The organism is Agromyces ramosus (genome assembly GCF_030817175.1).
GTDB lineage: Bacteria > Actinomycetota > Actinomycetes > Actinomycetales > Microbacteriaceae > Agromyces > Agromyces ramosus_A.
In genome coordinates, this window is record NZ_JAUSYY010000001.1 from 2,883,041 (window position 1) to 2,901,091 (window position 18,051).

An 18,051-nucleotide genomic window follows, 5' to 3' on the forward strand; every position below is an offset into this window, starting at 1 on the left:
ACCCGGCGCCGAGAGTGCAGTCGATGTCGGAATGCGCGGGCTATTCCGACACCGGGAGCACTCTCGGTGCGCCGGCGCATCTCGCGCGGGCTATGCGGTGACGGATGCCGCAAGGTGCGGCGCGACCACCCGGTCGAACGAGGCGGCGGTGCGCTCGACGACCTCGGGCCACGGGGCATCCCAGATGCCCTGATTGAAGATCTCGACCTCGATGTCGCCCGTGTATCCGGCCGCTTCGACGGCCTCGGTGAACGCGGCGAAGTCGATGACGCCGTCGCCCGGGTAGTGCCGGGCGAGCAGCACGTCGGCGGGCAGCGGGGTGGCCCAGTCGCACACCTGGTAGCTCGCGATGCGGCCGGATGCCCCGGCGCGGGCGATCTGCGCGAACGCCTCGGGATCCCACCAGATGTGGAACGTGTCGACGACGACGCCGACCGCGGCCGCGTCGAACGGTTCGGCGAGGTCGAGCGCCTGCTCCAGCGTCGAGACGACGGCGCGGTCGGACGCGTACATCGGGTGCAGCGGCTCGATCGCGAGGGTGACCCCGGCGGATGCCGCGTCGGGCGCGAGCTCGGCGAGGGCGTCGGCAACCCGTGCGCGGGCGCCCGCGAGGTCGGTGGATCCGGCGGGGATGCCGCCGGCGACGAGCACGAGCACCGCCGCCGAACCCGGCGCCCCGGCCGCGGCGAGGGCGGCGGTCTCGTCGATCGCCCGGCGGTTCTCGTCGATCGCGGCACGGCGCTCGGCGCCCTCGGGCAACGTGAAGAAGCCGCCACGGCAGAGGCTCGAGACGCGCAGGCCCGAGTCGGCGAGTCGTCGCGCCGCCTCGTCGAGGCCGACCGCGGCGACGGGCTCACGCCAGAGGCCGATCGACTCGTAGCCGCCGGCCACGGTGAGCCGCAACGCCTCGTGGAACGGGGCGTACTTGATCGTCGCCTGGTTCAGCGACAGGCGCGGGTGGGCGCTCATGCGAGGAGCCCGACGCTCTCGGCGGCATCCGTCGCCTCGGCCTCAGCCGACTTCTCAGCCGACTTCTCAGCCGATTCCTCGACCGGCTTCGCGGTCGCGAAGTCGATGCCGTTCACCGCGAGCATCGAATGCCATCGGGCCGCCGCGAGCTCGGGACGCTCGAGCGCACCCGAGGCGTTCGCGCGGCGCACGATCTCAGAGAGGTGGGGGAGGCTGCGAGCGGCATGCAGGCCGCCGACCATCTGGAACGCGGCCTGGTGGCCATTGAGCCACGAGAGGAACGCGACTCCGGTCTTGTAGTAGTACGTCGGGGCGGCGAACACCTGCTGCGAGAGCGCTTCAGTCGGGCCGAGGATGTCGCGGTACGCCGCGACGTCTCCGCGGTCGAGCGCCTGGATGGCCGCGGAGGCGCTCGGGGCGAGCGCCGCGAAGGCGCCGAGGAGCGCATCGGAGTGCCCGCGCTCATCGCCTTCGATGAGACCCACGTAGTGGAAGTCGTCGCCCGTGAACATGCGCGCCGACTCGGGGAGCTGCTCGCGCACCGCCACCTCGGCGCCGGCGTCGAGGAGGCTCATCTTCACGCCCGAGACCTTGTCGCGGTTGTACTCGATGATCTGGAGCAGCGTCGCCGCTGCGGCATCCGTGTCGGCCGATCCGAAGTAGCCCGCGAGGCTCGGGTCGAAGGCGGTGCCGAGCCAGTGCAGCACGACCGGCCGACCTGCCGCCGCGAGCACCTCGCGGTAGACGCGGCGGTAGTCGTCGGGGGTGCGTGCCGCGCGCGCCAGGTGGCGGCTCGCCATGAGCACGACGCCCGCGCCCGCGTCTTCGGTGAGGTGCAGTTGCTCCTTGTAGGCGTCGATGACCTGCTCGAGCGAGATGACCTCGTCGGCGATGTGATCGGTGTTGACGCCGACCACGAGCGCGCCGCCCACGGATGCCGCTTCGGCGGCGCTGCGGGAGATCAGCTCGCGCGTGGCGGCGGTGTCGAGGCCCATGTTGCGCTGCGCGGTGTCCATGGCGTCGGCGACGCCGAGACCCCACGACCACACGTGGTGGCGGAACGCGAGCGTGGCATCCCAGTCGATCTCGGCCGGCGCCCCCGGCGTGTTGTCGGCGAACGGCTTCGGCACGACGTGCGCTGCCGCATAGGCGACGCGACTGGTCAGCGGATGCCGCGGCTTCGTGTGCGCCGGCGCCTCCGCGAGCGGCACGGCGGTGAGGCCGCCGTCCGCGTCGATGAGGGTCAGGGTGGTCATGGTCAGCGTGCCCCGGTGAGCTCGGACGCCCCGACCTCGGCGTCGGCGACGGATGCCGCGGCATCCGTCGACCCGAGCGTGACCTCGGGCAGCTCGATGCGGCGGCCGTCGCGACTCGAGGCGAGACCCCGCTCGGCGAGGAGGACGCCGCGTGCGCCCGCGAGGAAGTCGTAGGGGTTCGGGGCGTCTTCGACGACGTGCCGGATGAACTCCTCCCACTGCGTCTTGAAGCCGTTCTCGAAGACGTCGTTCGTCGGCACCTCGAGCCAGTCGGCGTCGTAGTCGTGGCTGTCGGCGAGGTCGGGGTTCCAGACCGGCTTCGGCGTGGCGTTGCGGGGCTGGATCTTGCAGCCGAAGAGACCGACCACGGCGGAGCCGTGCGTGCCGTCGACCTGGAACTCGACGAGCTCGTCGCGGTTCACCCGCACCGTCCAGCTCGAGTTGAGCTGCGCGACGATGCCGCCCTCGAGCTCGAAGATCGCGTAGGCGGCGTCGTCGGCGGTGGCGACGTACTCGTCGCCGCGCTCGTCGACCCGGCTCGGGATGTGGGTCGAGGCCTTTGCGTAAACCGACTCGACGCGGCCGAAGAGGTTCTCGAGCACGTAGTTCCAGTGGGGGAACATGTCGACGATGATGCCGCCGCCGTCTTCGGCGCGGTAGTTCCAGCTCGGCCGTTGCGCAGGCTGCCAGTCGCCCTCGAACACCCAGTAGCCGAACTCGCCGCGCACCGAGAGGATACGCCCGAAGAAGCCGGAGTCGATGAGGCGCTTGAGCTTCTGGAAGCCCGGGAGGTAGAGCTTGTCGTGCACGACGCCGTTCTTCACTCCGGCCTCCTTCGCGAGGCGCGCGAGTTCGAGCGCCTCTTCGAAGCTCTCGGCGGTGGGCTTCTCGGTGTAGATCGCCTTGCCTGCCGCGATGGCCTTGCGGATCGCCTTGGCACGGGCCTTCGTGACGAGGAAGTCGGCGTAGATCTGCCAGCGGTCGTCGGCGAGCGCCTCGTCGAGGTTCGTGGTGTAGTGCTCGAGGCCGTGCTTCTCGGCGAGTTCGGCGAGTTTCGCCTCGTTGCGCCCGACGAGGATCGGCTCGAGCTGCACCCGAGTGCCGTCGGAGAGCTCGACACCGCCCTGCTCGCGGATCGCGAGGATCGAGCGCACGAGGTGCTGCCGGTAGCCCATGCGTCCGGAGACGCCGTTCATGATGATGCCGATGGTCGACTCTGCCACGGTGGTTCCTGTTCAGCCGGGAGCGGGTGGCGGAGACCGCCGCACCGCTGCGGGAAAGCGTTTACCCGAGTGTAGGTCAGAGGGGAGGGGTTTCGCAAGATCCGGTCTCATTCGAACCGGGAGCGTCGCATTCGAACGCGTTCTCCACCGACTATCGATGATCGATTAGATTTCAGGTACGGTGGATGTCAGTCGCCCGGGCGCTGGCATCGACGCCAGCCGTGTCCCCGCCGGCGCCCATTCGAGGAGAACACCGGATGCCACACAGCGACGGCCGACTGCACGATCGGGTCGCATTCGTCACGGGGGCCGGCCGCAACATCGGCCGTGCCATCGCCCTCGCCTGCGCCGCCGAGGGCGCGCGGGTCGCCGTCGCCGATGTCGACCACGACGGTGCCGAAGGCGTCGCGCGCGAGATCAGCGACCTCGGCGGCCGGGCCATCGCCCTCACCGGTGACGCGGGCGACTTCGCCGACGTCGATCGCATGTTCGCCGACACGGAAGAGCACCTCGGCACCGTCGACCTCCTGGTGAACAACGCCTATGCGCGGCTCGGCGCCACGAACTGGGCGTCGTTCCTGACCGTCGACCCCGCCGACTGGTCGCAGTTCGTGACCCGCAACACCGACATGTTCTTCGGCTGCACGCAGCGCGCCGCCCGCGCCCTGGCCATCGAGGAGCGACCGGGCGCCGTCGTGAACATCAGCTCGAACGGCTCCGACCGCGCACACCGCAACCACATCGCGTACGACTCCGTGAAGGGGGCGATGGACGCGTTCACGCGTGCCACCGCGGTCGACCTCGCGCCCTGGGGCATCCGGGTGAACGGCATCCGGCCCGGCAACATCGCGATCTCGAACGAGCCGGCGGAGGTGTGGCCCGATGGCCGGCGTGCACATCAGGGATCCCAGATCCCGATGGGCCGCCCAGGCTCGCCCGACGAGATCGCCGCAGGCGTGGTCTTCCTCGGATCCGACGACGCCTCGTACGTGACCGGCCAGACCTTCAACATCGACGGCGGCCTGCTCACCCAGGGCCGTTCGCCGCAGGTCGAGTTCGTGACCGTGTACACCCCCGAGAACATCGGGCCGTTCTCGCGCCGGTTGCGCGGATGACCTCGGAGAACCAGACGATGACGATGATCATGAGCCTCGATGCCCGCGGTGCGACCGAGCCCCGAGCCGTCGCACCGCAGACCGACATCGTCGGCGTCGACGACGCGGTCGTCCGTGCCGAGGCCGCATCGCGGGTGCTCGCCGCGAGCTCACGTGCCGACCGTGCGCGGCTCCTTCGCGCACTGGCCTCGGCGCTCGAAGCGCGCGGCGCCGAGATCATCGCGGCCGCCGACCGCGAGACCGCGCTCGGGGTGCCGCGCCTCACCGGCGAGCTCGCGCGCACGAGCTTCCAGCTCCGGCACTTCGCCGAGGTCGTCGAAGACGGGCACTACCTCGCGGCGACGATCGACCACGCAGATCCGGATGCCTCACCCGCGCCTCGCCCCGACCTGCGTCGCATGCTCGTGCCGATCGGGCCCGTGGCGGTGTTCAGCGCGAGCAACTTCCCGCTCGCCTTCAGCGTGGCCGGGGGCGACACCGCGAGCGCGATCGCCGCAGGCAATGCGGTCGTGGTGAAGGCGCATTCGGGGCATCCGCTCACCTCGATGCTCACGGCCCGCGCACTCCGCGCGGGCGCCGCCGAGGCCGGATTCCCTGATGACGTCGTCACGGTCGTGTTCGGCACGCGGGCCGGGGTCGACCTCATCACCCACCCGCTCGTCGCGGCCGGCGCCTTCACCGGCTCGACCGCAGGCGGCCGCGCCCTCTTCGACCTCGCGGCGGCACGGCCCGTTCCCATCCCGTTCTACGGCGAGCTCGGCAGCATCAATGCACTGGTCGTGACGGATGCCGCACTCGCCGAGCGCTCGGCGGAGATCGCCGCGGGCCTCGCCGCCTCGTTCACCCTCGGCGCCGGCCAGTTCTGCACCAAGCCCGGACTGGTGCTGGTTCCTGCCGGAGCGGCCGGGGATGCGCTCGCCGAGTCGGTCCGCGAAGCGGCGTCCCAGGTCGAGCCCGCGCCCATGCTGAACTCGCGAGTCCGCGACGGATGGTCGGCGTCGATCGCCACGCTCACCGCCTCGCCGCACGCGACCACGCTGCTCCACGGCGACGAGCCCGGCGCGCTCGCGGCCGGCGTCGTGCTCGTCTCGATGGAGGCCCGCGACGTCATCGCCGCCGGTGCCGACGCGCTCGCCTTCGAGGAGTGCTTCGGCCCGTCGACGCTGCTCGTCCGCTACACCACCACGGCGGAGCTCGACGAGGTCGTGCGGCTCGTGCCGGGCTCGCTCACCGGCACCGTGCACGGTGGCAGCGAGGAGGAGCACGGGGCATCCGTCGCCGCCCACGCCTACCGCGCGCTCGCCGAGCGCTGCGGGCGCGTGCTGTGGAACCAGTTCCCGACCGGCGTGTCAGTCACGTGGGCGATGCAGCACGGCGGCCCGTACCCGGCGACCACGGCGGCCGGTTCGACCTCGGTCGGGGCATCCGCCATTCTCCGCTTCCTCCGGCCGGTGGCGTTCCAGAACGCCCCCGACCTGTTGCTGCCCGCCGAACTGCGCGACGACAACCCGACGGGCGTGCCGCGCCGCGTCGACGGCCGACTCGACCCGACCCCCGAGGAACTGTGATGACCCCTGCCGAGCGCCGCTCCATCATCGAATCGGTTAGCGTGACGCCGATCCTCATCGAGGACGGACCCCTGCTCAACATGCAAGGGGTGCACCAGCCGTACACGCCGCGTTCGATCATCGAGGTCGTCACCGTCGACGGCACGACCGGGCTCGGAGAGACCTACGGCGACTCCGCCGTGCTCGCCGTCATCGAGCAGTTCGCAACGCACCTGCCCGGGCGCTCGGTGCTCACTCCGAACGACCTCTGGGCGCTCGCGGCCGAGGTTCTCCGGCCCGATACCGTGCCCGCCAAGCTCGTCGAGAATGCGCCCGGACACAACATCTTCGGTGACAACAGCATGCTGAAGCTGCACTCCACCGTGGTCTCCGCGTTCGAGGTGGCATTCCTCGACGCGAGCGGCCACCTGCTCGGCGTGCCCGTGCACGCCCTGCTCGGCGGCAAGGTGCGCGACCGCATCGACTTCGCCGCGTACCTGTTCTACCGCTGGGACGCCCACCCCCAACCCGACGCACCGGTCGACGAGTGGGGTGCCGCCCTCGACCCGGAGGGGATCGTCGCGCAGGCGGCGCGGATGATCGAGCTGCACGGGTTCCGGTCGCTGAAGCTGAAGGGCGGCGTCTTCCCGCCCGACGAGGAGATCGCGGCCGTCACGGCCCTCCACGAGGCGTTCCCCGAGCTGCCGTTGCGCTTCGACCCGAACGGCGCGTGGTCGGTGGAGACGAGCATCCGCGTCGCCCGCGAGCTCGAGGGCATGATCGAGTACCTCGAGGACCCCTGCCTCGGCCGTGCCGAGATGGCGGAGGTGCATGCGGCGACCGGCATGCCGCTCGCCACCAACATGTGCGTCACCGACTTCGGCGAGTTCCCCGAGGCCGTCGCACTCGATTCGATCCAGGTGCTGCTCACCGACCACCATTACTGGGGCGGCCTGCGTGCCACGCAGCAGCTCGCGGCGGTGTGCAACACGTTCGGCCGGTCGTTGTCGATGCACTCGAACAGCCACCTGGGCATCAGCCTGGCCGCGATGGTGCAGGCCGCGGCCTGTGCCGAGGGCGACTTCCACGCGTGCGACACGCACCGCCCGTGGCAGACCGAAGACGTGATCACGCGCCCGCACCGCATCGTCGATGGGGCGATCGAGGTGTCGGATGCCCCGGGCCTCGGCGTCGAGCTCGACCGCGCCGAACTCGCCCGCCTCCACGAGCGGTGGAAGCGCAGCGACGTGCGCGATCGCGATGACGTCGCGGCCATGCAGGTGAAGGATCCGACCTTCGTGAAGCCCGCCGTGCCGCATTGGTGATGACGCCGTGATCACCGAGATCGCTCCGGGGGTGCACCGCATCGAGGTGCCCCTCGGCGTGCGGCGCAACAGCGTGCACCTCGTCGTCGGGGTCGACTCCGTGCTGCTGTTCGACGCGGGCATCGCCGGGCAGATGCCCGACGTGCTCGCGTCCGCGCTGGCACACGTCGGACGGTCGCTCGACGACCTCAGCCACGTGGTGTTCTCCCATTGCGACATCGATCACTGGGGCGGAGCGGGCGACGTGCGCGAACTCGCGCCCATGGCGATGTTCGCGAGTCACCGCGACGAGCAGGCGCTCGTGGAGGACACCGAGGTTGCGCTGGCACGGCGGTACCAGGAGTTCGCCGCCGACCACGGGGTCGGCTGGGACGAGGAGTTCCACGATCTCCAGCGCAGCCGCGCCCGTCCCGTGCCCATGGACGCCGCCCTGTCGGGGGGCGAACGCATCGACCTCGGCGGCCGGATCGTCGAGGTGCTGCACGTGCCCGGTCACTCGCGCGGCCACCTGGCGGTCTGGGATGTCACGACCCGCACCCTGCTCGTCGGCGACGCGGTGCTCGGCGATTCGGTCTTCGACCTCGAGAACCGGCTCGTCATGCCACCGAACTACCGGTACCCGTCGGACTACCGCGCGACCTGCGCGAGGCTCGCCGGGCTCGAGCCCGAATGGCTGCTCGCGGCGCACTTCCCGGCGATGGGGCGCGACGAGGCCCGGCGATTCCTCCGCAGCTCGATTGAGTACTCGGAGGTCGTCGAGGCGGCGCTCCGTGATGCGCTCGCAACCGCCATCTGCGCCTCGACGCTCGAACTCGTGCGCACGATGCAGTCGAAGCTCGGCCCGTGGCCGGTGCCGCTCGGAGACTTCGGCCTCGCCGCGATGCTCATCGGGCACCTCGAGGAATGGGTCGCCGACGGCCGGGCCGAGCAGTCCCGCACGGCCGCGGGCCGGGTCGAGTGGGCTCTGCGCGCCTGACCGGCGATGCGCTGCACCTGACGAAGGCGGCCCGACACCTCCGTGTCGGGCCGCCTTCGTGTGGAGGGACGCGTCAGGCCGCTCGTGTGCCGACGGCTTCGGCGGCGAGCTGCCGGCCGAGGTCGAGGAGCCGCGCGAGCTCGGTCAGCTGCGCGGGCGACGGGTCGACGAGCGGGGGACGAACCGAGCCGACAGCCACACCCGACAGGCGCAGTCCGGCCTTGACGAGCGACACGCCGAAGCCGGCCGTCTGGTCGCGGAGCCTGGCCAGCGGGAAGTAGAACCCCGTGAGCAGTCGCTGTCTGGTGTCGTCATCGCCGTCTTCGATGGCCCGATAGTAGGCGACCGCGATCTCGGGCGCCATCGCGAACACAGCCGACGAGTACAGCGGCACGCCCACGCCGCGGTAGGCCCCCTGTGAGAGTTCGGCGGTGAGGAGGCCATTGAAGAACTGGAGGTCGTCACGGCCTGAGGCACCGACGGCGCTCACGATGTCTTGAACGAGCGCGACGTCGCCGACGCCGTCTTTGAATCCGACGACCTTGGGGTTCTGCGCGAGCCGCACCATCGACTCGGCGGTGTACCCCGCAGTGCCGCGGTGGTAGACGATCACCGGCAGGGGAGAGGCCGCGGCCACCGCTTCGATGTAGTCTGCGGTGCCCTCGGCGGGACCGGCGATCAGGTACGGGGGCAGCACCAGCAGCGCGTCGGCGCCGGCGTCGGCTGCGGAGCGGGCGCACTCGACGGCGTGGGCGAACTGCCCGCCGGTGCCGGCGACGACCGGCACGCGTGAGTCGACGACCGAGACGGTCTTCGACACCACGCGGGCGACCTCGGACGCGCTCAGCGCGTTGAACTCGCCGGTGCCGCACGCGGGGAAGACGCCGCCCGGCCGGTGCGCGAGCCGGGTCTCGACGTGATCGGCGAGCACGTCGAGGTCGACCTCGCCGTTCGCGGCGAACGGGGTGACGGGGAAGAACAGGACGCCGTCGAACCTCATTCGCCGGCCTCGCTCGACTCGCCGGCCTTGCTCGACTCGTCGGCGGTCGGCGGTCCGGCGAGGTCGCGACGACCCATCGCGTGCTCATAGACCGCCGTGACCGCCTCTTCGGGGTCGCCGTGCTCGAGCAGTTCGACGAGCTTGCCATGGTCCTTCACGACGGCCATCCATCCGCCGTGGAAGCCCGGGTCGCCGATGACCCGCTGGCTCACGATGATCGGCTCGAGGACGCTCCACACGCGGGTGAGCACGGCGCTGCCGCTGCGCTCGGTCAGCGTGCGGTGGAACGCGAGGTCGGCGCCGCGGAGTCGGCCGATGTCTTCGACCTCGGCGAACTCCTGCATCTGTGCGACGATCTCGCGGAGTTCGGGCAACTGGCGTTCGGTGGGGCTGCTGTCGGCGATGAATTGGGCGGCCGCGCGCTCCACCGACGCCCGGATCTCCCGGGCGGTCGCCGCCTCGCCCTTCATGATCTCGGTCACGTAGCTGCCGCGCCGCGGGAACGACGTGACGAGGCCCTCGAGCGCGAGGCGCTTCACCGCCTCGCGGATGGGAGCCTGGCTCACGCCCATGCGCCGGGCGATGTCGGACTCGACGAGCCGCGAGCCCGGAGGCTGGCTTCCATCGACGATGGCGGCACGAATCAGCCGGTAGGCCTTGTCTGAGAGCAGTTCGCCCTCGCCGAGTCGAGCGTACGCGGGCGTGGGATCGGGGATTCTCACCGGGCTAACGATAGTCGATTGGAACGTTTCGGACGGGGCGGGCGCGCCATTCATGAGATACCTCCGGAGTGGACGGAACGGTTCGGTGAGGGGACGAGAGAGCGGCGATCGAGGTCGTCCCACAGGGCCGGCGGAACGTGCTCGTCGAGCAGCCGAACAGTCTCGACGATCTGCTCGGGGGTATCGGCGCCGACGATGACCGCGGCCACGGCCTCGGCGGCGAGGGAGTACCGCAGGGCCGCCGACGGCAGGCGCACTCCGTGGTCGGCGCACACGTCGCCGATGCGCCTGGCGCGCTCGAGCAGCTCGGCAGGGGCCGGCCGGTAGTCGTACTTCGCGTCGACGGGAACCGTGTCGGTGGCGAGGATGCCGCTGTTGAATACGGCGGCGTTCAGCACCCGGATGCCCCGCGCCGCGCACTCGGGGAGCAGCTCGGCCGCCGCCTCCTGGTTCAGGAGGGTCATCCGCCCGGAAAGGAGGACGGTGTCGATCTGCGTCTCCCGTACGAACCGCAGGAGCAGGTCGACGTGTGAAGTGCCCACGCCGATGCTGGTGATCGCGCCCTCATCCTTCATCGCCTGCAGGGCAGCGAAGCCCGTGGTCAGCGCGGCCTCGGGGTCGAGCTGCGGGTCGTGCACGAAGACGATGTCGATGCGGTCGGTGCCGAGGCGCGCCCGACTGTCGTCGAGCGTGCGCCGGATGCCGTCAGCCGTATAGTCGATGACGCGCTGCGTGTCGGGGTGGGGACGCTCAGCGGTGCTGCCGCCCGTCGGCGACTCGAGGCGTCGTCCGACCTTCGTGCTGATCGTGTAGTCGTCGCGGTCGCGACCGCGGAGGGCGCGTCCGACTCGCCACTCCGAGAGGCCTGCGCCGTAGTGCGGCGCGGTGTCGAAATGACGGATGCCGACATCCCAGGCGGCGTCCACGATGGCCGTCGCCTCGTCGTCGGCGAGGGCGCGGTACAGGTCACCCAGCTGGGCGCAGCCGAGCGCGATGTCGGGGCGTCCACCGCCGCCGGGGCGACCGATGCCCCGAGACGCGGCGATCATGCGGTGCTCCCGGCGGGCGCTGCGGCAACCGATGGGGCCCGGTATGCGCGCGCGGCCGTGCCGGCGAACACCGCATCGAGCTCGGCGTCGCTGAGCGGCCCCGCGAGTTCGATCGCGCGGCCGACGCGCGCGGCGTAGTCGTCGGTCGTGCTCGAGATGGGCCAGTCGGAGCCGAAGAGCATCCGGTGGGGGCCGAACACGTCGATCGCGTGCGCCACGAGCGCTGCCGCGTCGGGCCGGGTCTCCCGCAGGATCCGTCCGGAGAGCTTCACGACGGCGTTCTCGCACGCAGCGATCGCGGCGATGCCGTTGCGCCACGCCTGCACGCCGCCTTCCGACTCGTCGGGCAGCCCGCCGAGATGGTCGACCACGAACGAGACCGACGGATGCCTCCGGCAGAGCCGGGCTGCGGCATCCAGGTCGGCGCTCGTGAGCAGGAGATCGAACGAGAGCCGGGCTCGCCCGAAGACCTCGAGCGACCGGGACAGGGCATCGCTCTCGAGCCACCCCGCCCGCGCCGCGCCGGGTGGGGAATAGCGCACGCCCGCGAGGTGGTCGCCGCCGTCGAGCATGCGGAGCGCTGCGACATCGTCGTCGACGGTTGCCGACGCCGCGTCGAGCCAGCCCACGACGACGGCGAAGGGTGCGACCTCGTGCGCGATGCCGAGCAGCTTCGCCGTGGTCGTGAGTGATGCGGCCGCCTCGACCAGCACGACGGACTCCACGGTGACCGCCGAAGCGGCCCGCCGGAACTCCTCGATGGTGTGCTCCCGCTGCAGCGACGGCACTGCCCGCTCGAGCCACTCGCCGCCCTCATCCAGCGGATGCCACACATGGACGTGTCCGTCCACGACGCGATCGAGCGCGACGCTCCGGCGATCGTTCACCTAGCGCTCGCCCCCGACGGCGGCCAACTTGGCCCGGGACCACGCCTCGTACTCCTCGCGACTGTTCTCGCTGAGGGGGTAGTAGTCGCTGAGTCGTGCACCCTCATCGAGGCGCATGCGGCTGAATGCCTCCCACTCCTCGTGGGCGCGGGCGGTGCGAATGAGCTCGTCGGCCTTCCGGACCGGTACGACGACGGCACCGTCGTCGTCGGCGACGATGAGGTCGCCGGGCAGGCAGAGCGAACCGCCGACCGCGACGGGGACGTCGTAGCCCCACGGGAAGAGTCCCGCCTGCGACGCGTAGTTGGGCGTGGTGCCCGTGCACCAGATCGGCACGCCCAGCTCGCGCACACGGCGGGCATCGCGGATACGGCCGTCGACCACGATGCCCGCGCCGCCCTTGCGCTTGAAGTAACGCACGAGCATGTCGCCGAGGCATCCGCTGTACGCATCGCCGTAGGCCTGGATCACGAGGATGTCGCCCGGCTGCACCGACTCGAGCGCGGCCCAGAGCGCGGTGCTGCGCTCGACGTACTCCTGCGAGAGACCGCTTGCCACGTCTTCGCGCTGCGGCATGAACTGGAGCGTCAGGGCGGGGCCGGCCACCCGCTGGCCGGGCTCGAGCGGCACCGGCCCGTCGATCCAGGTTCGGCGGATGCCCAGCCCGTGCAGCTTCGCCGACGCGGTCGCCGCGCTGAGCGGGCGGAGCCGGTCGACGAGGTCGACGCTCGGCCGCTCGAACTTCGGCCCGCGAACGGGGAGCGGCCAGACGACAGTGTCCTGGACGGGATCGACGGGATTCATGAGGACCTCCAACGGGGTTCGGTGCTGTACGTCTGGTGTTGCGGAAGCAGGGCCCGGCGCTGGATGCGCAGGGTGAGGTCGATGGTGGAGAGCGCGGGCAGGATGACGCGGACCCGGTTGCTGCCGGCATCTTCGTCGGTGAGCACGGTGGGAATGTCGGCCAGCGGGCTGTATGTGCGCGTCGGGCCGGGCCACTCGAGGTCGCGCCGGTCGTAGGTGACCGACTCGATGAGGTCCTCGCCGTACATGCCAGCCTGCAGGAGGAGCGAGCGGTCGGCGCGGGCGCCGATGTTCACGAGGGTCACGCTCACGGCGTCTTCGGAGATCGAGCGCACGAGTGCCGAGATGTCGCGCGGCAGGCCCGGTGCCTCGGTCTCGGCATCCCAGTACCGGATGCGCGCGAGCGGGAGGCCGCCGTTGTAGAGCGCGGCCGGCGCGCCGTGCACCTGCTGGGAGAGCACCTCGGTGACCACGGGATTCACCCGCTGCCACCAGTGCAGGTCGTTCTCCTGAAGGCCGCCCTCCTTGCGCAGGAGCGCGAGCCGATGGGCCACCTGGCCGAGCGCGACACGGAGCGACTCCTCGGGGTAGTCGGGGTAGGCGCCCCGGAGCCAGGAGAACCACTCGGGCTCATGCCCGGCCTCCTCCTTGTCGCGGAACTGGCGCATCGGCGCCCACGGGTAGCCGGCCTCGTCGCGGAGCTGCTCGACGGTGTCGAGATCGCGCTGCTCACCGCTCGTCCACCAGAGCCAGGTCGGGATGGCGGGGCTGAGCGGCAGCCACTCGAACCAGCCGTCGCGTCCGTAGCGGTGGGGGATGAGCTGGTAGTGCTTGCCGTGGTCGGCGCCGAGCAGCTGTCGCCACTCCGGGGCGCGGCCGACGTCGTCGGCCGGCAGCTCGGAGACCCTCGCCTCGGCGAGCACGGCGGCGAGCGTGTCGCGGGCCATGCCGAGTCCCTCATCGGCACCGTTCACGAGCTTGTCGTTGATGCCCGCGATGAGTGCGGGCGGCTCGACCGAGTGGAAGCCGTGCGGCCAGGTCCAGCCGTAGTGGCCGCCGAACCAGCGGCCGCCGTGCAGCTCGCCGACCTCGCCCGAAGGCCCGACACTGTCGGGGACGATGCCGCCGTTGGCGGCAGCCCGCTGCGACCACGCCGTGACGTACTCGTGGATCCAGTCCGCGAGGCGGGGATCGTGCGAGTACAGCCAGGCGTTCGCCACGAGCGACGTGGACGACAGGTTCGCGGTGACGTCGCCGCGGCCGAGCCGTTGCTGCATCGCCTCGCCCATGCGTCGGCCATTGCCGGGGTCGGCCAGGTCGTCCCAGCTCTCGATGCCCTCGAGGTCGTCGAGCGGGAGCCCCCAGCGGCGCATGTTGTCGACCGCGGGGGTCGTATACGACTCCCACGCCGTGCCCAGCCCCCACCTCGGTCCGCCGGCGCCGTTGTGGGGTGCGACGATCATGCGGCGGGCCGCATCGTAGTTGCCGGCGGGAGAACCCGGGAGGTAGAGCTCCGCGAACCGAAGGGCGCGCTCGCGGAAGGCCTCATCAGCCGGATCCGCCGCGCAGAGCGCGTAGAAGAGGATGAGCGACTCGCCCTGGTGGAACCAGTCGTACCCGCGCTCGAAGTCGTCGACGAGGTACCCGCTGTCGGTGAGCTGGCGGGTGACGCCCTCCCAGCTCTGCTTCACCTGGGCGAGCAGCTCCTCGTCGCCCGCGATCAGGTACAGGATCGGCCAGTTGAAGAACGCCTCGTAGAAGTCGTCGACCCCGTCGCGGTCCTGCTGGGCCCCCACGTATCGGAGGCTCCCGTCGGGCTCGCAGCACGTGTCGACGAACTCCTGCCAGGCGTCTCGCAGCACGTCGATGAGGTGTCGCTGGAGAACGGCCCAGGTCGGAGGCTGGATCAGCGGCACCGTCGCCGTGATCTCGAGGTGGTCGGATGAGTGGCTCATGGCTCAGCCCTTCAGCGCGCCGGAGGTGAGGCCGCCGACGATCCTGCGCTGCATGAAGATGAAGAAGACCAGGATCGGCGCCACGGCGAGCAACAGGTTCGGATACACCAGCGTGTAATCGCTCGTGTATTGACCGATGGCCGCATACACGCCGGTGGTCACGGTGTAGATGCCCGAGGCGGGCCCCAGGATCATCTGCGGGTGGACGAAGTCCGACCAGACGCCGATCGAGTGCAGCACGATCGCCGTCGCGATCGCCGGCTTCATGAGCGGCACGATCACCTTGAGGAGGGTTCGCAGCTGCCCCGCGCCGTCGATCTTCGCCGCTTCGTCGAGCTCGCGGGGGATGGTCTGGATGTATCCGACGTACAGGAAGATCGAGACCGGGATGGTGAGCGTCGTCTCGAAGAGGAGGAATCCTTGGATGGTGCCCATCAGGCCGAGCGACTTCAGCACGTAGATGCCGGGAATGATGAGGGCCTGACCGGGAATGAAGAGCCCGGCCAGGAGGACGAGCATGAGCACTCGGTAGCGACGCTTCAGGCTGCGGGCGATCACGTAGGCCGCCGGCACCGACACGATCAGGGAGATGATGTTGACCCCGATGACGAGGGCGATGGTGACGCCGTAGGCGGCAACCACGTTGAAGCGCGTCGAGGTGAGCGCGCGTGCCATGTAGTCGAACGAGAGGGTCGCCAGATCGAAGCCGAACGGGGTACTGATGATCTCGGCCTGCGGCTTGAACGCATTCACGACGAGCAGGTAGATCGGGACCGCCATGAACAGGCCCGCCAGGACGATGAACGTGAGCCTGAGGGTGCGTGACGGGATCATGCTGCGCCGTTCGACGCGTGCGGAGGTCATGCTGCGACGTTCCTCTCGGCTCGATTGCGGAAGCTGGTGATGGCGACGGTGACCGCCACGACGACGACCATGAGGACGACTGACTGCGCTGCGCCGTAGCCGAGCGACCCGTTCGAGAACGAAACCGCGAGGATCTGATAGGCCACCGTCTCGGTGCGACCGGCGGGCCCACCCGAGGTGAGCGAGAGCACGAGGTCGTAGGTCTTCAGGAGGGCGACGGCCGAGAGCACGATGTTGACGGTGACGACCGGGGCGAGCAACGGCAGCTTCACCTGCCAGAAGATCTGGGACGTGCTCGCCCCGTCGATCTTGGCCGCCTCCAGCATGCTCTCGTCGATGGTCTGGAGCCCCGCCAGGTAGAGCACCAGGTTCACTCCGAACGCGGCCCAGATGGTGACGGCGATGACGCTGAGCGCGGAGAGCGTCGGGTCGGAGAGGAACGGGATCTTGTCGAGCCCGGCAGACTCGAGCGCCGAGTTGATGACGCCGTTGGCACCGAGGATCGCCGACCAGATGAATCCGATCATGAGTGCGCCGATGACGTACGGGTAGAAGAGGAGGGCACGCATGAACGAGTTGAAGCGGGTCGATCGCGTGAGGAGAAGGGCGAAGCCGAGTCCGGCGACGTTGCACCCGAGCGTTCCGCAGATCGCCAGGATGGCCGTGAAGGTGCCGGCGCGAAGGGCCGCGTCGTCTTCGAGGATGCGTTCGTAGTTCGCAGTGCCCACGAAGCCCGGGTTCGGGGAGAACCCGTTCCAGTTGGTGAGGCTGAGGTAGAACGCGATGCCGATCGGGATCAGCACGAACAGGGTGACCATGATGAAGGCCGGGGCGACGAAGGCGACCTGGCCGGTGCTGTCGAGGAAGGCGCGGCGGCGGCGGGAGATCGCACGAGGAGCCGTGCGCTCCGCCCTTTCGGGTCCTGCAGCCCGGAGGACTGCAGGACCCGAGGGGGTGGTGATCTTATTGAGCATTCGCAGTCCACCAGTCGTCGAGCAGCGTGATGCCGCCCTCGACCGAGTCACCGACGTAGAGGCCCTGCACGACGACCTTCACCTGGTCGCCGTAGCCCAGCGGCGCGATGTTGGAACCGAGCCCGGCACCGGGAGTGATGAAGCCGGTGCTGTCGTCGGCCAGGGCGAAGATGGCGTTGGTGAGATCGGACGCCTCGTAGGGGTAGCCCTCGCGGTAGTTGCCCTCGACGGACAGCGCCGTGGTGACGGCGGTCTCGTCGCTCGTCAGGTACTCCACGATATCGAACGCGAGGTCCTTCTTGTCGGAGGTGTCGAGCACCCCGTAGGTGACGGCCGGGTTGCCCGTCAGCGGGCCGGGCTTGCCATCGAACGTCGGTGCGCGGAACACGCCGACCTCGAAGTCCGTCGCGGCCTCGTCGATCGTCGGGACGATCCAGCTGCCCATGGTGTAGGTGGCCGCCTTGCCAGACGTGAACGCCGCGGTGGCGTCGTCGTAGGTGAGGGCGTTCGCATCGGCCGGAACGAGGCCCTGGGCCACCCAGTCGGCGTAGACCTGGAGGTAGTCGTGGTAATTGCTCTCAGCGAAGGAGACCTCACCGGCGTTGCGGTCGGCGATCCAATCGGGCTCGTCGCGCATGACCGTCGGGCCGGCGAGGCCCAGGAACTGGCTGCCCGTGACCCACTCGCCCGCGGTGCTCAGCGGCACGTAGCCGGCGCCCTTCAGCGCGGTCAGCGCTTCGGTGAACTCCTCGACGCTCGTGGGCGCCTCATCGATGCCGGCGGCTTCGAATGCGTCCTTGTTGTAGAAGACCAGGCTCTGCATCTGCAGGCCCGTGCCGACGATCTTCTTCACGCCGTCGACGGCGTTCTCTTCGACGAGGGGGGTGTCGTTGACCCAGTCCTCATCGGGCAGCTCGGCCAGGACCTCGGCCATTGCGATGGGGGCGCCGTCGACGATGTCGGGCTCGGTGCCGGCTGCGAGCTGCTGCTGGAGCGTCTCGCCCACGTTGGTCGCCGGTGCCTCGATGACGACGTCGACGTTCGGGTTCGCCTCTTCCCAGGGGGCCACGAGTGCATCCCAGAACTCGAGCGTCAGCACGGGGGTGACGTTGACGAGCATTCGGAGCTCTGTAGGCTCTGCGGAGGTGTTTTCAGGAGTGCCACTGCACGAGGTCAGCCCCAGCGAGGCGAACGCAAGGGCGGCGGCCACGGGGACGAGCCTGCTGCGGGTTCGGAACATGTTCACAATCCTCCTTGATCATGAGTAATCGGTAATCGATTGTCGATACTCTACGTACGTGCCAGGTCCGCCGCAACTTCGTGGCGGGATCGTGCATGCCGATGCGCGAAACGGACATGGGCCCGGTCGCGGACTCCCCTTAGCG

Annotated in this window: 16 protein-coding genes; 4 read left to right on the forward strand and 12 right to left on the reverse strand. The window is 70.0% G+C overall.

The genetic code is table 11. The annotated features are described in order from the left end of the window. Positions 1-90: 90 nt before the first annotated feature. Genes QFZ26_RS13540 through QFZ26_RS13550 form a run of 3 tightly spaced genes read right to left on the reverse strand, consistent with a single transcriptional unit; the run spans position 91 to position 3,421 of the window. Positions 91-969 carry a sugar phosphate isomerase/epimerase family protein gene (locus QFZ26_RS13540; protein WP_307042951.1) on the reverse strand — a complete coding sequence of 293 codons (879 nt, stop codon included), beginning with the start codon at positions 967-969 and terminating at the stop codon, positions 91-93. After that, positions 966-2,225 (reverse strand): dihydrodipicolinate synthase family protein, encoded by a 1,260-nt coding sequence (locus QFZ26_RS13545; protein ID WP_307042953.1) that lies wholly within the window; start codon positions 2,223-2,225, stop codon positions 966-968. Before QFZ26_RS13545 ends, QFZ26_RS13540 begins: the two co-directional genes overlap by 4 nt. A gap of 2 nt (positions 2,226-2,227) precedes the next feature. Further along, entirely contained in the window at positions 2,228-3,421 is a 1,194-nt protein-coding gene (locus QFZ26_RS13550; RefSeq protein ID WP_307045081.1) for a Gfo/Idh/MocA family protein, read from the reverse strand. A gap of 284 nt (positions 3,422-3,705) precedes the next feature. Between QFZ26_RS13550 and QFZ26_RS13555 the strand changes: the two genes are divergently transcribed. From QFZ26_RS13555 to QFZ26_RS13570, 4 genes are read left to right on the forward strand one after another with little or no spacing between them, the layout of a single operon-like run. Then, a complete protein-coding gene (locus tag QFZ26_RS13555) occupies positions 3,706-4,563 on the forward strand; it encodes an SDR family NAD(P)-dependent oxidoreductase (RefSeq protein ID WP_307042956.1) in 858 nt (285 codons plus the stop codon). Next, positions 4,560-6,131 carry an aldehyde dehydrogenase (NADP(+)) gene (locus QFZ26_RS13560; RefSeq protein ID WP_307042958.1) on the forward strand — a complete coding sequence of 524 codons (1,572 nt, stop codon included), beginning with the start codon at positions 4,560-4,562 and terminating at the stop codon, positions 6,129-6,131. Before QFZ26_RS13555 ends, QFZ26_RS13560 begins: the two co-directional genes overlap by 4 nt. Beyond that, positions 6,131-7,435 carry an enolase C-terminal domain-like protein gene (locus tag QFZ26_RS13565; protein WP_307042960.1) on the forward strand — a complete coding sequence of 435 codons (1,305 nt, stop codon included), beginning with the start codon at positions 6,131-6,133 and terminating at the stop codon, positions 7,433-7,435. The genes QFZ26_RS13560 and QFZ26_RS13565 overlap by 1 nt, the downstream gene beginning before the upstream one ends. A 7-nt stretch (positions 7,436-7,442) precedes the next feature. After that, the gene (locus QFZ26_RS13570; RefSeq protein ID WP_307042962.1) at positions 7,443-8,411 is read left to right on the forward strand and encodes an MBL fold metallo-hydrolase; all 969 of its coding nucleotides are present in this window, start codon (positions 7,443-7,445) and stop codon (positions 8,409-8,411) included. Positions 8,412-8,484: 73 nt separating this feature from the next. Here the strand turns inward: QFZ26_RS13570 and QFZ26_RS13575 are convergent, their stop codons facing one another. The 9 genes from QFZ26_RS13575 to QFZ26_RS13615 are packed head-to-tail and all read right to left on the reverse strand — an operon-like array spanning position 8,485 to position 17,906. Next, a complete protein-coding gene (locus tag QFZ26_RS13575) occupies positions 8,485-9,411 on the reverse strand; it encodes a 5-dehydro-4-deoxyglucarate dehydratase (RefSeq protein ID WP_307042964.1) in 927 nt (308 codons plus the stop codon). Beyond that, positions 9,408-10,133 (reverse strand): GntR family transcriptional regulator, encoded by a 726-nt coding sequence (locus QFZ26_RS13580; RefSeq protein ID WP_307042965.1) that lies wholly within the window; start codon positions 10,131-10,133, stop codon positions 9,408-9,410. The genes QFZ26_RS13575 and QFZ26_RS13580 overlap by 4 nt, the downstream gene beginning before the upstream one ends. A gap of 50 nt (positions 10,134-10,183) precedes the next feature. After that, positions 10,184-11,182, reverse strand: coding sequence for an aldo/keto reductase (locus tag QFZ26_RS13585; protein ID WP_307042967.1), 999 nt, complete (start codon positions 11,180-11,182; stop codon positions 10,184-10,186). Beyond that, entirely contained in the window at positions 11,179-12,069 is an 891-nt protein-coding gene (locus QFZ26_RS13590; protein ID WP_307042969.1) for an amidohydrolase family protein, read from the reverse strand. Before QFZ26_RS13590 ends, QFZ26_RS13585 begins: the two co-directional genes overlap by 4 nt. Further along, the gene (locus tag QFZ26_RS13595) at positions 12,070-12,873 is read right to left on the reverse strand and encodes a ribonuclease activity regulator RraA (protein WP_307042971.1); all 804 of its coding nucleotides are present in this window, start codon (positions 12,871-12,873) and stop codon (positions 12,070-12,072) included. It lies immediately after the preceding gene. Next, a complete protein-coding gene (locus QFZ26_RS13600) occupies positions 12,870-14,828 on the reverse strand; it encodes a hypothetical protein (RefSeq protein ID WP_307042974.1) in 1,959 nt (652 codons plus the stop codon). Before QFZ26_RS13600 ends, QFZ26_RS13595 begins: the two co-directional genes overlap by 4 nt. A gap of 3 nt (positions 14,829-14,831) precedes the next feature. After that, on the reverse strand, positions 14,832-15,692 hold the full coding sequence (locus tag QFZ26_RS13605) for a carbohydrate ABC transporter permease (RefSeq protein ID WP_307042976.1): 861 nt from the start codon (positions 15,690-15,692) through the stop codon (positions 14,832-14,834). Continuing rightward, positions 15,689-16,666, reverse strand: a complete 978-nt coding sequence (locus tag QFZ26_RS13610) for a carbohydrate ABC transporter permease (RefSeq protein ID WP_307042978.1) — start codon at positions 16,664-16,666, stop codon at positions 15,689-15,691. Before QFZ26_RS13610 ends, QFZ26_RS13605 begins: the two co-directional genes overlap by 4 nt. Then, on the reverse strand, positions 16,656-17,906 hold the full coding sequence (locus QFZ26_RS13615) for an ABC transporter substrate-binding protein (protein ID WP_307042980.1): 1,251 nt from the start codon (positions 17,904-17,906) through the stop codon (positions 16,656-16,658). The genes QFZ26_RS13610 and QFZ26_RS13615 overlap by 11 nt, the downstream gene beginning before the upstream one ends. Positions 17,907-18,051 lie beyond the last annotated feature (145 nt).

Coding starts and splice junctions, on each gene's coding strand:
- QFZ26_RS13595 (WP_307042971.1), bottom strand. CDS start 12,873: ATGAATCCCGTCGATCCCGTCCAGGACACTGTCGTCTGGCCGCTCCCC.
- QFZ26_RS13560 (WP_307042958.1), top strand. CDS start 4,560: ATGACCTCGGAGAACCAGACGATGACGATGATCATGAGCCTCGATGCC.
- QFZ26_RS13615 (WP_307042980.1), bottom strand. CDS start 17,906: ATGTTCCGAACCCGCAGCAGGCTCGTCCCCGTGGCCGCCGCCCTTGCG.
- QFZ26_RS13550 (WP_307045081.1), bottom strand. CDS start 3,421: ATGAACGGCGTCTCCGGACGCATGGGCTACCGGCAGCACCTCGTGCGC.
- QFZ26_RS13605 (WP_307042976.1), bottom strand. CDS start 15,692: ATGACCTCCGCACGCGTCGAACGGCGCAGCATGATCCCGTCACGCACC.
- QFZ26_RS13540 (WP_307042951.1), bottom strand. CDS start 969: ATGAGCGCCCACCCGCGCCTGTCGCTGAACCAGGCGACGATCAAGTAC.
- QFZ26_RS13545 (WP_307042953.1), bottom strand. CDS start 2,225: ATGACCACCCTGACCCTCATCGACGCGGACGGCGGCCTCACCGCCGTG.
- QFZ26_RS13610 (WP_307042978.1), bottom strand. CDS start 16,666: ATGCTCAATAAGATCACCACCCCCTCGGGTCCTGCAGTCCTCCGGGCT.
- QFZ26_RS13565 (WP_307042960.1), top strand. CDS start 6,131: ATGACCCCTGCCGAGCGCCGCTCCATCATCGAATCGGTTAGCGTGACG.
- QFZ26_RS13555 (WP_307042956.1), top strand. CDS start 3,706: ATGCCACACAGCGACGGCCGACTGCACGATCGGGTCGCATTCGTCACG.
- QFZ26_RS13600 (WP_307042974.1), bottom strand. CDS start 14,828: ATGAGCCACTCATCCGACCACCTCGAGATCACGGCGACGGTGCCGCTG.
- QFZ26_RS13575 (WP_307042964.1), bottom strand. CDS start 9,411: ATGAGGTTCGACGGCGTCCTGTTCTTCCCCGTCACCCCGTTCGCCGCG.
- QFZ26_RS13585 (WP_307042967.1), bottom strand. CDS start 11,182: ATGATCGCCGCGTCTCGGGGCATCGGTCGCCCCGGCGGCGGTGGACGC.